Raw genomic sequence first — 14,015 nt, 5'->3', positions numbered from 1 at the left:
GGAGGTATTTTTTTGTTGTGTTGTTTTGAGTAACTAATAAGTAGATATAAAAAAAGAGGCATTAAGCCTCTTTTTCGGGGAGGGGAGGTGTGAATTTATTCGCCTTTCATACACTTGCCGTGATTTTTAACGATATCTACAAGTGCATCCATATCTTCAAGAATGACCTCTCGCCCCTGAACTGAAATAAGCCCACTTTTTTGGAAACGGGTAAATACCCGGCTTACTGTTTCTACAGCAAGTCCCAAATAGTTGCCAATATCATTTCGGGGCATAGGGAGTCGGAACTGTGTGCCGGACAGCTTGCGTAGCTTGAATCGGCTGGAAAGGCTTAGTAACAGGGAGGCTATTCTCTCTTCAGCGGTGTTTTTACTAAGCAGCATGGTGAGTTGCCGACTGCCCTGAATCTCTTTGCTCATCAGCGAAAAAAAGTGGTGCTGGAGTGTTGGGATTTTAGCAGCCAGTGTTTCGAGTTGGCCGAAAGGAATTTCGCAGACGCTGGCGCGTTCAAGTGCTTTTGCTGAACAGCTGTACGAATCTGTATTGGTGCTATCGAGACCAATTATCTCTCCAGGGAGGTAAAAACCGGTTACCTGTTCTTCACCATCTTCGGTAACTGAGTAGGTTTTAATTGCGCCGCTACGAACTGCAAATAAAGATTTAAAGGGGGAGTGCTCCTTGAAAATATGATCTCCCCGGTTGATCGTCTTCCCTTGTTTTATGAGGTCTTCAAGGCGATCAATGTCATCTTTGTTAACTGCAATTGGAATGCACAGGTTGCTCAGACTGCACTGTAAGCAGGACTGATGGATACCTGTTGCTGGTTGCGGATCAATAGCTGCTATTTTCTCACTCATCTTCGCTTTACTCGGTTAATAGCTTTTATTCCATCAGGATAATCAATTTTTATGCTTTTTGGAACATAGATGAGGCAATTCTAGCATATAAACTTACTAGATATAGAAGGATAAGGAGGCAAATTGCAGGAACTAATACTTTAGTCTAATAAGGGTTAGTACTTGGGGCGGATATAACCTCCATAACCAAAAGGCAGCTGACCACTTTGTAGTTTCTGGTAGTACTGATCAAGCTGGTCGACGTTATGAGAAAACGAGTTTTCAATTAGGCTGGTCGCGCCTAAACCTATGCCAACTAAATCACCGGATATACCCTTGGACACTGAATTGTCCCTTGAGAATTTAACATGATTCAGTTTCTGGAACCCTGCTTCAATAAGCCTGTTTTCAAACTCTTTATGACAGTCACAGGTGGTTGTCTCTTCGGCTTCGACGCCTGAAAGGACTGATTGACGCTCTTCTTCGTCTATTAAGTAAATGGTATCCGGGTCGATACCAATTAACCCTTCCAGTTTTTCACTGAGCTGTTCGCATGACTCATGTTGTCTGGTAAGAAATCGTACGTTGACCGTTTTGAAGCCATACTGCTTGAATATTTTTACCTGGTCGGCTAAAAAATCAAAATCAATAGGGCCTTGATCCCTGTTCTGGGTGCCGAGGCAAATATGGTTAAAGCCCAAGCCTTTTATCAGCGCAATAATTGCATCATCCGCAGGCACTTTCTCCAGTTCAATGACATAGGTGCCTTCTTGTTCATTTTGTAGCGTAAAGGCTTTATTGAGCGAATACATAATCTCTGTCATTTCTGCCGGGCTTAGCAGTTGAGCAATCTCCCCCTGCCAGTGAATATAATTAATGCGGCGAGTTCTGGGGATTAGGTCACTCAGTAAACGAACTTCATGGAGCAGGTGGTCGATATAATTTCTAACCGGGGTGATTTTGCTTGTGGTGCTGTTATTTTGCTTAGGAAAACTGCACAACGTATTTTGCAGCGGCATAGACAAGCTTAATGCAAGTTCAGAGTTTGTTCTGTTGCTGTTGGTAATGATGTCAGTATAGCTCTGAAGACTAAACCCTCTGTCTTCAACGAATAGACCTGGCTTGTCCGGAGAGTCATATCGGAAACTATTTGTGCAAAATAGCCAGTCTTTGTGTGAAAAAATTTGTCTCATAGTGCGGCTTGTTGGGTATGCATTATCCCCAAAAACATCCTGTAGTGTTCGGTGGTCAGCTATTATTGGGGTAATCTTCTCAAATGGAGATCCCATTATTATTCCTAAATTTGTTCAACGCCCGAGGGTGGCATACTCACTAACATCTAATCTGGAAACTGTAGTCTACTCAACGACGTAATAGGGGTGTTGATTTGCATCAATAGACCTATTGATGTGCTATTTTTGGAAACCTTTGCATGACTACTTCGCTCATAACGTCGTGCAAAGGTCTCTTTCGGAAAAAGAATGTGTGGTAAGTGGTTGGTAAATCAATGGGGGGCAGGAATGGGCGCGTAGTCAGGGGAGGGAATAGCATCCATAGGGGATGTCTTGCCCCCTATGGATGAATAAAGCCTAGTGGCTTACTTTTCTAAATACCAACGTTGCATTGGTGCCGCCAAAGCCAAAGCTGTTTGACATGACAGTATTTAGTTTTTGCTCTATCGCGTTGCCGGTAATCACCGGTATTCCCTCTGATTCCTCTGTCAATTTTGTCACATTGGCGGTGGCTGCAATAAACCCATGCTCAAGCATTAACAGGGAATAAATCGCCTCATGAACGCCAGCCGCACCCAGCGAGTGGCCGGAGAGTGACTTGGTAGAAGATACCGGGGGAACATTGCTGTCAAAAACGGCCTTTACCGCCCGCAGTTCTGATACGTCTCCAACCGGGGTACTGGTGCCATGCGCGTTAATATAATCAACGGGGCTATCGACGGTCGCCAATGCTTCTTGCATGCAGCGTATTGCGCCTTCTCCAGAAGGTGCCACCATGTCGTATCCATCTGACGAGGCACCATAGCCTACTAACTCTGCATAAATAGGCGCGCCTCGTTTTTTAGCATGTTCCAGTTCTTCGAGCACCAGCATTCCACCCCCGCCAGCAATAACAAAGCCGTCACGGCTTTCATCGAATGGGCGCGAAGCCGTTTCAGGTGCATCGTTGTATTTAGTTGAGAGTGCGCCCATTGCGTCGAACAGCATGGATTGAGTCCAGTGTTCTTCTTCGCCGCCGCCAGCAAAAATAATATCGTGCTTGCCAGACTGTATCTGCTCCATACCATGCCCAATACAGTGGGAGCTTGTTGCACACGCCGACGATATTGAGTAGTTAACCCCTTTTATTTTGAATGCGGTAGCCAAACAGGCCGAGACTGTACTGGCCATAACTCTGGGAACCATATAAGGGCCGATTCGCTTAACCCCTTTTGCTTCCATTATTTGAGCCGCATTTACCTGGTTCTCACAGGATGCCCCGCCAGACCCGGCTATTAATCCGACTCTCGGGTTGGATATCTGATCTGCTGACAAGCCGGAATCCTGAATTGCCTGCTGCATGGCGATATACGCAAACGCAGAAGAGTCGCCCATAAACCGCAGCAACTTCCGGTCAATTAATGATGCCTTATCAATGTCAACAGAGCCTGAAATCTGGCTCTTGAACCCTTTCTCATGATACGACTCATTAAAACGAATGCCTGATCTGCCTTCTTTCAGGCTCTTTAGGACGTCTTCTTTAGTGTTTCCAAGGCATGAAACAATTCCCATGCCTGTAACGACAACTCTTCGCATTGGTTTTCTCAAGATCAATGAAGTGATTCGCCTATTTTAGCCAAATTTACTGCTATTAATAAATATGACAAAAGTCTATTTAGCAGGCTAAGTGCAATATGTATTGGTATGGCAGTGTCTATCGGGCGACTCTAATAGGGGAGAGGCGGATATTTAAGTCCGTTGATTAAGGAAGTGCTTGAATATTAGTATATCTATATGGTTATATATGGTTGTTTGTGATTATATATGGTTTTTATTAGTGTATTGGTCTTATGAAGCATCCAGTTGACGAGTTGGTCAGGTCTACATTAACGGGCGCGGCTCCGCTCTTTATTTTTGTGATATCTCTGGTTATGGGGAGTTTGGCGCTTACCTTCATGCCAAGAGAAGAGGAACCCCAGATAGTGGTTCCGATGGTTGATGTTCTTGTCGATGTGCCCGGACTGAGTGCAAAACAAGTTGAACGGCAAGTGACCACGCCTTTGGAAAAGCTGCTGGCTCAGATTCCAGGTGTTGAAAATGTCTACTCTAGCTCTATGACGGGCAAGTCTGCGGTAACACTTCGCTTTTTTGTTGGGCAAGATCGTGAAAAATCAATATTAAATACCTATAACAAGCTCTATTCAAATCAGGGAGATATCCCTGGTGTTGTTAAAAATTGGCAGGTGAAGCCTATAGAAGTAGATGATGTGCCGATTATGGTTCTTGCTTTATGGAGCCGAGACTCGTCACTGTACTCTGACTACGAATTGAGGCGAGTTGCGGAAGATGTATCTACGTTTCTACAAGGAATCCCTTCTACAAGTGAAGTAAAAGTGGTTGGTGGCCGACCACGAAACATCAGGGTGTTAATTAAACCTGAAAGTCTTGCCGCAAGAAAAACAACCCCTATCGACATAGTCAGTGCGATTGAGGCGTCCAACGTGCTTCAAAGTGCAGGCCTGTGGGTTTATAACAATCGATCAATTGTGCTTGAAAGTGGCGACGTTGTTGCGACGGCAGAAGAGCTGGAAAACCTGGTGGTCAATGTGATTGATAGCACGCCAATTTTGTTAAAAGACGTTGCAGACATTGTTGATGGGCCAGCAGAAGCAGATGGCTATACGTGGATTGACTTCGCCCCCGCACATGTTCATTTCGAAGCAGCGCATAGCGGATTTCCAATGGTGAGCATCAGTGTCGCCAAGCAGCAAGGCAGTAATGCTGTTCAGGTCGCGTCGGATGTGCATCAGGCAATAGCCGATCTCAAAAGCACGCTGTTACCCGCAGAGATCGATATCGAAGTGATGAGAGATTATGGCGACACAGCGAACGATAAAGTCAACAATCTCGTATCGAGTCTCGGTTTTGCTGTTGCTACCGTTGTGATCTTTATTGGCATTTTCCTTGGCTGGCGCTCTGCACTGGTCGTCGGGTTGGCTGTCCCTATCTGCTATGGCATCACCCTTGCGCTTGATATGGCATTTGGTTACACCATTAACCGCGTGACACTGTTTGCACTGATCCTTTCGTTGGGCTTACTGGTCGATGACCCTATTACCGGCGTTGATAATATCTCTCGTTTTATGAAAACAGGGGAGGGAGATATTAAGTCTCGTATTGTAGCCGCTGTCTCTGAAATACGTTCTCCCCTGTTGATGTCTACGTTAACGATTATTTTAGCATTTGTACCATTGGCGTTTATTACCGGGATGATGGGGCCTTATATGGCACCCATGGCGTTTAATGTTCCCGTTAGTGTGCTGGCCAGCACATTGGTGGCGTTTTTTGTTACACCTTGGCTGGCCAGCAAGTTCCTGTCAACGAGCAGTGCTGATACAGCTCCCCCGGTCGCTGCTGACAAGCCTGATTCAGTGCTTTTGAAGGGGTATCGGTGGTGTGTCATGCCGCTATTGAATAGCCGACGAAAAGCAAAATGGGCGCTTTGGCTGGTATTGGTGTTATTCATTTTGGCCGCTTTGCTACCGGTTCTGAGAATGGTTCCTCTTAAACTTCTTCCGTTTGATAATAAAAATGAGATACAGATTCTTATTGATATGCCGGAGAGCAGCAGCCTTGAGAGTACCGCAGATATGGCTCGGCGAGTCTCTGCACAGGTGAGTCGGGTCTCTGAGGTTAGTGCCATTGCCGCGTATGTAGGCCACTCATCACCAATGGACTTTAACGGAATGGTCAGGCGTTACTATCAACGGTCTGCCCCTAATCTGGCTGACTTGCGACTAACGCTGGTAGATAAAACTGAGCGTGAGCATCAATCCCATGATGTTGTTCTCAGGTTGCGAGCGCTGCTAGCCCCTTTGATAGAGAATGACGTGCAGATTAAAGTGGTTGAAGTGCCTCCCGGGCCACCTGTGCTTAGCACTATCGTTGCTGAAATATATGGTGATACGTTAACCGCTTATGATACGCAAAAAACAGCCGCCATCGCGCTTATGCAGCGCTTGCAGCGAGAACCCTTTGTTGTTGATGTTGATTCGACCGTTGAGGTGCCTCGTCAACGTTTACGGTTTATAGCTGACAAGCAAAAAGCGGCGCTTTCAGGCGTTTCTACTGACGATATCAGCAACACTTTGGCGATGGCTAACAATGGCCTGTTAGCCGGTTTTCTAGGACAACCTATGGACGCTTCGCCGCTGCCGATCGTCTTGAGGCTGGACCCTCAGGAACGAAGCTCGCTAACTGACTTTGAGCGTTTACAGGTGCGTGGGCGTTCGGGCGTCGTGCAATCCAGTACCGCACAAGGCCTTAAAATTGCCCCACAACCGCTTGTTCCCATCGGTGAGCTGGGGCAGTTTGAACCTGGTAATGCGGATGAGGTTATATTTAGAAAAGACCTTAAACCGGTCGTGTATGTGACGGCAGAGCTATCGGGGCGAACGCCTGCCGAAGTTATTGCTGATGTTAATGCAGATCAATCTTTTGCTAAACAAGCAACAGATTTTGCTGATCAATCACTCCCCACTTCTGACTGGCAACAGCGCAGCTATCTAACCAGTGGGGCGGGAGACCTATGGACTATACCTGAAGGAACAGATATTAGCTGGCGCGGAGAAGGCGAATGGAAGATTACGGTCGATGTATTTCGAGATATGGGGCTGGCGTTTGCTTTTGCATTGGTGGCCATCTTTTTTGTGCTGCGCGCTCAGACAGCCTCATCAGCCCTTTCACTTATTATTATGTCTGCCATACCGTTGACGGTTATCGGTATTATGCCCGGTTTCTGGTTGCTAAATCAGTTCGGTGAGCGAGAAATAGCCGGCGCACCTGAACCGGTACTTTTCACGGCAACAGCGATGATCGGCATGATTGCATTGGCAGGTATCGTTGTCAGAAACTCGTTGATATTAATTGAATATATCAGCCAGGCGCGAGCTAATGGGTTACCCATGAAAGAGGCGTTAATACTGGCCGTATCTATTCGCATCCGGCCTATTCTTTTGACAGCTGGAACTACAATGTTAGGCAATCTGGTGATTATTCTTGACCCGGTTTTCAGCGGTTTGGCGCTCGCCATAATATTTGGCATTGTCGCGTCTACAGTGTTTACCCTGCTTGTTGTACCTGTGGTTTATCTACTGGTATTTGATAAACCCGTTAAAAAAGAAGGGGAGTTACTTTATGCCCGAAAATGATAAAAAAGCACCTGAACAAAAGGCTTTAATCAAAACTGGCCGTATTAAAGCATGGTTGGCTCCTTTGGGGGCGGTCAGTGTCTTATTGCTGATAGTGACCTGGATGGCGGGGTTGTTTGGCGAAAAAATTAGTCCAGGGTTGAACGACCTGGAAGATGCTCGCAGTCAACACCAAAATGTGATGTTGGTTCGAGAGCAGAGTCTTACGGTTTTTGAGCCTGTTCCTGGTTCGGTCGAGGCCAAGTTTGCGACGTTGGTATCATCCCGGCTATTGGCAAGAATTACCCATGTTCATGCGCGGGCGGGCGATAGCGTCAAAAAGGGTCAAGTCTTGGTGTCACTAGAGAAAACAGATCTGGAAGCCAAGGCAGAGCAAGCAAAAGAGCATAGTAGGGCGATTAAAGCGCGTTTGACTGAAGCGGAGCAAAGCCTGGTTCGAGTAGAGAAGTTGAGTAATCAACGCTTGGTCGCCATGGCTGATTTAGACCGGGCTCGGGCAAACCATAAGGCTTTAGTCGCGGAATTGGCGAGAGCCAGTCAGCTGGAGCAGGAAGCCGCTATTGCACTTGGCTACACTGATATTCGCGCACCGATAGATGGTCGACTGGTGGAGCGTTTTGCCGAGCCGGGCGATACGGCTACACCAGGCACTCCATTGTTGTCGCTATACAACCCATTATCTTTGAGGGTTGAGGCTCATGTTAGAGAGCAACTGGCGCTATCGCTCAATGTGGGCCAGTCGCTTCAAGTAAGCATTCCGTCGCTTAAGAAAAAACTTGCAGCGGTGATTGAAGAGATTGTGCCAGCGGCAGATACCGGGTCACGTAGCTTTATGGTTAAGGTTAGAATCGAATACGAAAAATCATTGTTACCGGGTATGTACGCTCGCATGTTAATTCCGTCGAGCGTTGAGAAAATGGTTGTTATTCCTGAGAGTTGGGTGGTTCAGGTGGGTCAACTGAATCTGGTATGGGTGGAGAGAGATGGCCAACGCGTCCGTCGCTTTATAAGGTTGGGTAAACCCTTGGAGGGCGGGCGTGTACAGGTATTAGCTGGGCTCTCGGAAGGCGAGCGGTTGCTGACGCCAACGCTGTAATTGAGCGCCCCGCTTATTGAAAAAAAAGAGGCTGGTTCTTTGTGAACAAATAAGAGTGGCCGAGCCTTTTATCAAGGTTTAGTGGCTGCCTGAGCAAAGTTTGCAAGGGCTTTGGTTATTTTATTGATAATCTCACTGCACCCATCAATGCTATGCCCATCAATGCGATGCCTATCAATGCTATGGCGTTTCGCGATATAAGCGGGATCATTGTAGGTAAACCAGACCTGCTTTTTGTCGTCTTCCCAGATTAGTGCTTTTTGCGGCAGGTCGATTGCTGAACTCTGGCCACACTGCATAAGCGGCGTTCCAACTTTGGGATTGCCAAATAACACGAGCTCTGTTGGTGGCAAAACCAAGCCAACTTTCTGCGCACCCTCTGAATGATTTATTCGACCAAAAATAGTCATGCCTTTCTTTTCTAAAACGTCAACAAGCCTATCTGCCGTGGCATTTACGTCATGATGGCTTTTGATATTTATGAGTCCCCGGTCACTGTCTGGTGCTTGCGGAGCCGCCAGAACAGATGAAGAGAAGACGAGAGCTGAGATCAAACAAAGCAAAAGGGTGCGCATAGAGGCTCCTTAAGAGTCATCCGGGTGGCGAATTAATAGTGTCTTATAGCCGCACTTCTTCGCTTCGTCAAAGAATGTCTGGGGAGAGCTGAGTGCCTGGTCTCCTGTTGCGTTTAATACCAGCGCTTCAAGCAAGCAGCCCGGTATGTTGTTGTTATGGAAATTAGGCATTCTTGGATACATATTGTAATCATCACTGGTGACGACGGTTTTCCATAGTTCAACACCCTGTTTTTTAAGCTGTGCCCGGGCAGGGCGCTTAATGCATGGGTGGGTATCGTCTGCCACAATGGTGCCTGGTGTCATATGGTTGATCATCGGCAGTATATCGTTACCCCTTGCGGTCAGCACCAGTATTAATTTGGTTTCACGCAGCCGCTCGCCTCGTTTGGTGTAGAGTACTTTTGACCCGTTAATAATGGTGGTTTTTTCTTCCGTATAACGGGGGTCTATTGCGATTACTGACTGAAAATTGTGGCATAAATCCTCAATCAGGCTGGCTCCAATTCTTCCTGCCCCTCCGAGTATCGCAATTGATTGAGTTTTGCTATTCACGCCGAGTTTGTGTGCAATTTGATTGGCAGACTCGTTCATAGCAAAACGGGTACCATAGGAGCCATCAACAAGTGGCGGAACAATGTCTATTCCTGCCTTCATGCTGAAGCCCGGGAGCCTTCCGACGAGTGCAAAACGTTTAACGTTTGGAAACTCTCGTTGCAAATCTGAAATATATTTTCGAACTTTATCAGAGTCAGATGCGAGCTCTTCTTCTGAATAGACTGAAGAGACCATCACGCCCCGCGAGGATCTGTCTTTTATGTAAGCGGCAACCGCGATGGGAGGGAAAAAGCGGCGAAACCAGTCAGGAACATAGGCCCGTTGATCACCTCGGGTTCCATATACGGCGAAAACAACTTCTGGGTTTACGACCTTTTTAAGAATTGGCCAGAATAAATTGGCGGTGAGAATCGAAGTTATTCTCAGTAAAATCCAGCTGCGGCGCTTCAAATTGCCCCAAGGTGTTCTAAGCGCTTCAGGTTTTTCATCTTCATTGGAGGCCAGCACAACAGGATCACCTATTGGCTTGTCATTTAAAGAGTGGTTGATTGCTTCAATGTTTGGCGTTGAAATATCAGAAAAACGAATACCTATAGTATTTTCTTTCCGATAGGTGATCTCATACGAGGTCTTTATATTGCCAGTTCGCGTTCTGATGGTTACCGAGCCCTGTACATCAATATCTTCAGTATTAACCGGGTCAACCAAAGAGATGCTTGCGCCGCCGGTAGACAGGTTTCGGGAGCGTGCCACGATACGAGACCCGTTAGACTCCAGCACCAATGGCAAATAAATGTTATGCCGCTCTTCTTTTCTTTCTTCTTTCCTTAGACTATTCATGGGATACATCTTCTACTTTGGAATAATTGTTACTGCGTTCCGTCTCAAAAAAGAGGCCATCCGTGACACTGTTTCTATTTTTTCATTAATTAGGGCATCTTTTCTAGAAAATAGCTCTATAATTCAGTGTAACAGATTGAATATTCGCCTGAATTGTTTTTTTTTCTACAGGCGTGAACTAATAACACACTAAAATGTAACCTATACCCCAAACATGAATGTATTGTTGCGTAACCTGTGCTTAGGATGGGTTATCTGTTTTGTTTCATTTCCTGCGTACGCCTTTGTTGTTTCAACTGCCGACCAGCGAGTACCCCTCAATGTTCATCTTTCCTATTACGAAGACGCGACAGGCACGTTAACATTTGATGAGTTGACTGAACTGCACCGCCAAGGACAGATGAAAGAAAACGCAGAGGGGACGCTGAACTTTGGTTTTAGTGATTCGGTGTACTGGGTTAGAGCGTCGTTCGTGTTTTCCGACGCCATTGCAGACGTTGAGAACTGGGTTGTCTCGCTAGACTACGCTCCACTCGAGCATATTGATTTTTATATTCGAACAGCAGAAGGGGTTAAGCATATAAAAACTGGCACGAGCCAGCCTTTTAGTTCCCGGCCTCTTCACTACCGGAACTTTGCTTACCCGCTAAAGAACATCGGTAATACCGAATATGAGATATGGTTAAAGGTTGCGTCAGATAGCTCCATACAAATTCCTTTGAGTTTATGGCCTGCACAGGTTTATTTCGAAGAGGAAACATTAAGCTCTTATGGCTGGGGCATATTTTGCGGGATCTTGTTGGCGCTAACACTGTATAACCTGTTTCTCTATGTTTCAGTGAAAGACCCTACATACATTTTTTATGTGATGTATCTGGTTGGGTTACTGGGAACGGTATTGTTCCTAAATGGGCTGGGGTTTCAACTATTCTGGCCCGGTAACGAGAGTTTAAACCAGCACGCGCTGCTAATTTTTAGCGTATTCGCCGTTTTTGGCGCGCTGCAGTTTTCCCGCTCCTTTTTAGGAACCAGAAAACTCACCCCAACGTTTGATAAGTTCATTGTTGGCCTAACATTTATATCGGCGGCCGCAGTGTTTATTGGGGTTGTTTTTGTCGATGTCAGTTTTCCAAAGATGTCTGGCTCTATTGCCGCACTCTTTTCGCTTGTGTTGATTGCTACTGGCTTAAAAACGCTGAAGCGAGGTAGCCCGACAGCCCCTTACTTTTTAATCGCATGGTCCTTTTTTCTGAGTGGCATTTTAATCTACTTGTCGAGCGTATTCGGAATGGTTCCAACTAACTTTTTTACCGAAAGCGCGATGCAGTTTGGCTCAGCAGCAGAGGTTATTCTGCTCTCTTTAGGGCTGGCACAGCGAATTAAAGTAGACAGAATGTTGAAATATGAAGCGTTGGAGTCAAAGCATCAGACAATATTAAAGTGGCAACAGGCGGAGAAGCGACTGCTGGAACGTGCAAGTTATGACTCACTCACCTCTCTGCCCAATAGTACGTCACTGTATAAGCGCATCGAAGATTTAAAGACCGAACCCGGTGGTGGCGTTAAATCGTTTGGGTTGGTTGTCATTCACTTTAACCGCTTCCACGAAATAAACAAAACGCTGGGTAAAAGTAATGCTGATCTTCTACTAATCAGAGCCTCTGACCGTTTGGCGCATGAGGCGGGGCGGGTAGATCATGTTTTACCTGTCGATAGAACGGATGACTATTTCCATTTTCTATCGGTTCTTGATGGGGTTAGCTTTGGCGTACTGGTTGAAATGAGTTCAGACACGCAGGCCCCGAACTATGTCGCTGAAAAACTTTTGAGCGTTATGAAAAAGCCTATCGAGCATGAGGGCATGTTTATTGATATTGATGCGATTGCAGGTATTGCGTTGTTCCCTATTCATGGGCAGGATCTGGATGCTTTAGCGCAACACGCGACTATCGCGCTTGAAAATTCAAAAAAGGCATCACAAAAGATAACCACTTACTCACCGGATCAGAACTATTACAGCACCCGTCGACTATCTCTGATGGGCGACCTGTCAAAGGCCATAGAGAACGACAAACTGGCACTGTTCCTTCAGCCACAGATCGACTTATCGACATCAAAAGTGGTGGGGGCTGAGGCACTTATTCGCTGGAGTCATGATGTGCACGGGTTTGTCAGGCCTGATGAGTTTATTCCTCTCGCTGAGCAGTCTGGCTTGATCAGGCCGTTGACTGCATGGGTGGTTGAAAAAGTGCTGCAATATGACAAAAAGTTTCAGGGGCTGGGGCATAACATTCAGCTCTCGGTGAATATTTCAGCCAAAAATATAGTTGAAATTAACTTTGTCAAAAATACATTGGATCAGCTGCTTGAATATGGTGTCGCGCCTGAAAGAATCGTGTTTGAGATGACAGAAACAACGATGATGGATAACCCGGATAAAGCGCTGAGCGTTCTTAATAGCCTCAGTGCGTTGGGTATTAAACTCAGCATTGATGACTTTGGTACCGGTTACTCATCGCTCTCATACCTAAACCAACTACCCGTTGATGAGTTAAAAATAGACCGCTCTTTTGTCTCTGATATGTTGCAAAACCCACAGAACCAGAAGATTGTTGAAATGACGGTTAATCTGGCTCATACCCTGGGGCTAACGGTTGTGGCGGAAGGCATAGAAGATCAGGAAACCATGCTGCAGCTCCAAAAGCTGGGATGTGATGTGGCTCAAGGTTATCATATCGGGCGGCCAATGCCTGAAGAGGCCTTTCTGAGCTGGCTTGAAAAAGAGTCACACAGCAATATCAGGTCTATCGCGCGAATTCTCAACGCTGACTAGTTAAAACAGTTCTTGTCGTATGAGGCTACTCGTTATTCGCTAAATCTTTGCGGGGCTGTATAAATGTTGCTCTCCCTCCCTTCACATTTCTGAGTATTGGCTATACTTAAGCTTAGCATCAGGAAATGCGGCTTCAATGTTGCCTCCTTCCCCCTCATTGTATTGATAGATGTAGTGATCGAAGTATTGGTCGAACACGGTTTGTTGTGCTGCTTGTGCCAAATATCGTGTATGTCGAGGGAGTGGCATGTCTACCGGCCGCGTCAGAATCTTGTTTAATTTGAAGGAGTAAAGTAAGCAAATGAGTGCTTCTACTACAAAAAAAAGCAATAAAAAAAGTGCTGACGTGTCTCCAGATATCATGGATCCGCAAGCCCAACTCAGGGAAATTCAACAGCTACTGTTTGGTCAGCAGGTCGCAGAAGTTCGACAAACCATTGAAAACTTGAGTGACCATAATGAAAAGCAGTTTGCAGAAATGGATCGGCAAATTACTCGCTCAATTAAAGAATTGAAAACTCATTTAACTGACAGGTTGGATGATTTGTCGGCGCATGTCACCAAGTTAAATGAAGAAGCGCAAAATCGAGATGCCTTATTAGAGGGCGAAATTTCGACGTTGCAGCAAGACCTGGACGCATTCCAAAAGCAGACTGTTGCCGCGCAGGATTCGCTCGAGGCGCAACTTTTCTCTGAAGCAGAAAAGCTTGCTGCAGATATGGAAGGAAAATACAAAGACGTGCTTGAAAAGCTGGGCAGTGCTAAGGGAGACTTGTCTGACAGAAAAACTGATAGAAAGACGCTTGCAGAGCTGCTGGTAAACATGGCGAATAGCCTGGAAGGTGAACCCAGCTGA

At 46.1% G+C, this 14,015-nt stretch carries 10 protein-coding genes; 4 read left to right on the top strand and 6 right to left on the bottom strand.

The features are described 5' to 3' along the window. Positions 1 to 95 precede the first annotated feature (95 nt). From fnr to fabB, 3 genes are all read right to left on the bottom strand, one after another. Entirely contained in the window at positions 96 to 857 is a 762-nt protein-coding gene (gene fnr / locus MY523_RS12795) for a fumarate/nitrate reduction transcriptional regulator Fnr (RefSeq protein WP_250655085.1), read from the bottom strand. 155 nt (positions 858 to 1,012) lie between these two features. Further along, entirely contained in the window at positions 1,013 to 2,125 is a 1,113-nt protein-coding gene (locus tag MY523_RS12790; protein ID WP_250655084.1) for a hypothetical protein, read from the bottom strand. 300 nt (positions 2,126 to 2,425) lie between these two features. Next, entirely contained in the window at positions 2,426 to 3,643 is a 1,218-nt protein-coding gene (gene fabB, locus MY523_RS12785; protein WP_250655083.1) for a beta-ketoacyl-ACP synthase I, read from the bottom strand. Positions 3,644 to 3,897: 254 nt separating this feature from the next. Between fabB and MY523_RS12780 the strand changes: the two genes are divergently transcribed. Both MY523_RS12780 and MY523_RS12775 read left to right on the top strand, forming a co-directional pair. Beyond that, positions 3,898 to 7,257: an efflux RND transporter permease subunit gene (locus MY523_RS12780; RefSeq protein WP_250655082.1), complete on the top strand. Its 3,360-nt coding sequence runs from the start codon at positions 3,898 to 3,900 to the stop codon at positions 7,255 to 7,257. Continuing rightward, on the top strand, positions 7,244 to 8,353 hold the full coding sequence (locus MY523_RS12775; RefSeq protein WP_250655081.1) for an efflux RND transporter periplasmic adaptor subunit: 1,110 nt from the start codon (positions 7,244 to 7,246) through the stop codon (positions 8,351 to 8,353). Before MY523_RS12780 ends, MY523_RS12775 begins: the two co-directional genes overlap by 14 nt. 71 nt (positions 8,354 to 8,424) lie before the next feature. Here MY523_RS12775 and MY523_RS12770 read toward each other — a convergent pair whose 3' ends face one another. Both MY523_RS12770 and MY523_RS12765 read right to left on the bottom strand, forming a co-directional pair. Further along, positions 8,425 to 8,928: a DUF302 domain-containing protein gene (locus MY523_RS12770; protein WP_250655080.1), complete on the bottom strand. Its 504-nt coding sequence runs from the start codon at positions 8,926 to 8,928 to the stop codon at positions 8,425 to 8,427. A gap of 9 nt (positions 8,929 to 8,937) precedes the next feature. Beyond that, a complete protein-coding gene (locus tag MY523_RS12765; protein WP_250655079.1) occupies positions 8,938 to 10,326 on the bottom strand; it encodes a PilZ domain-containing protein in 1,389 nt (462 codons plus the stop codon). A 214-nt stretch (positions 10,327 to 10,540) separates the two neighbouring features. Between MY523_RS12765 and MY523_RS12760 the strand changes: the two genes are divergently transcribed. Then, positions 10,541 to 13,159 carry an EAL domain-containing protein gene (locus tag MY523_RS12760; protein ID WP_250655078.1) on the top strand — a complete coding sequence of 873 codons (2,619 nt, stop codon included), beginning with the start codon at positions 10,541 to 10,543 and terminating at the stop codon, positions 13,157 to 13,159. 81 nt (positions 13,160 to 13,240) lie between these two features. Here MY523_RS12760 and MY523_RS12755 read toward each other — a convergent pair whose 3' ends face one another. Then, positions 13,241 to 13,408 carry a hypothetical protein gene (locus tag MY523_RS12755; protein ID WP_250655077.1) on the bottom strand — a complete coding sequence of 56 codons (168 nt, stop codon included), beginning with the start codon at positions 13,406 to 13,408 and terminating at the stop codon, positions 13,241 to 13,243. Between the two features lie 52 nt (positions 13,409 to 13,460). Between MY523_RS12755 and MY523_RS12750 the strand changes: the two genes are divergently transcribed. After that, complete coding sequence (locus MY523_RS12750) at positions 13,461 to 14,015, top strand: hypothetical protein (RefSeq protein ID WP_250655076.1); 555 nt, start codon at positions 13,461 to 13,463, stop codon at positions 14,013 to 14,015.

The sequence above is a fragment of the Alkalimarinus coralli genome (assembly GCF_023650515.1).
GTDB classification, from domain to species: Bacteria; Pseudomonadota; Gammaproteobacteria; order Pseudomonadales; family Oleiphilaceae; genus Alkalimarinus; species Alkalimarinus coralli.
The sequence above is the reverse complement of the archived record's forward strand: the minus strand, read 5'-3'. Positions and strand labels throughout refer to the sequence as shown.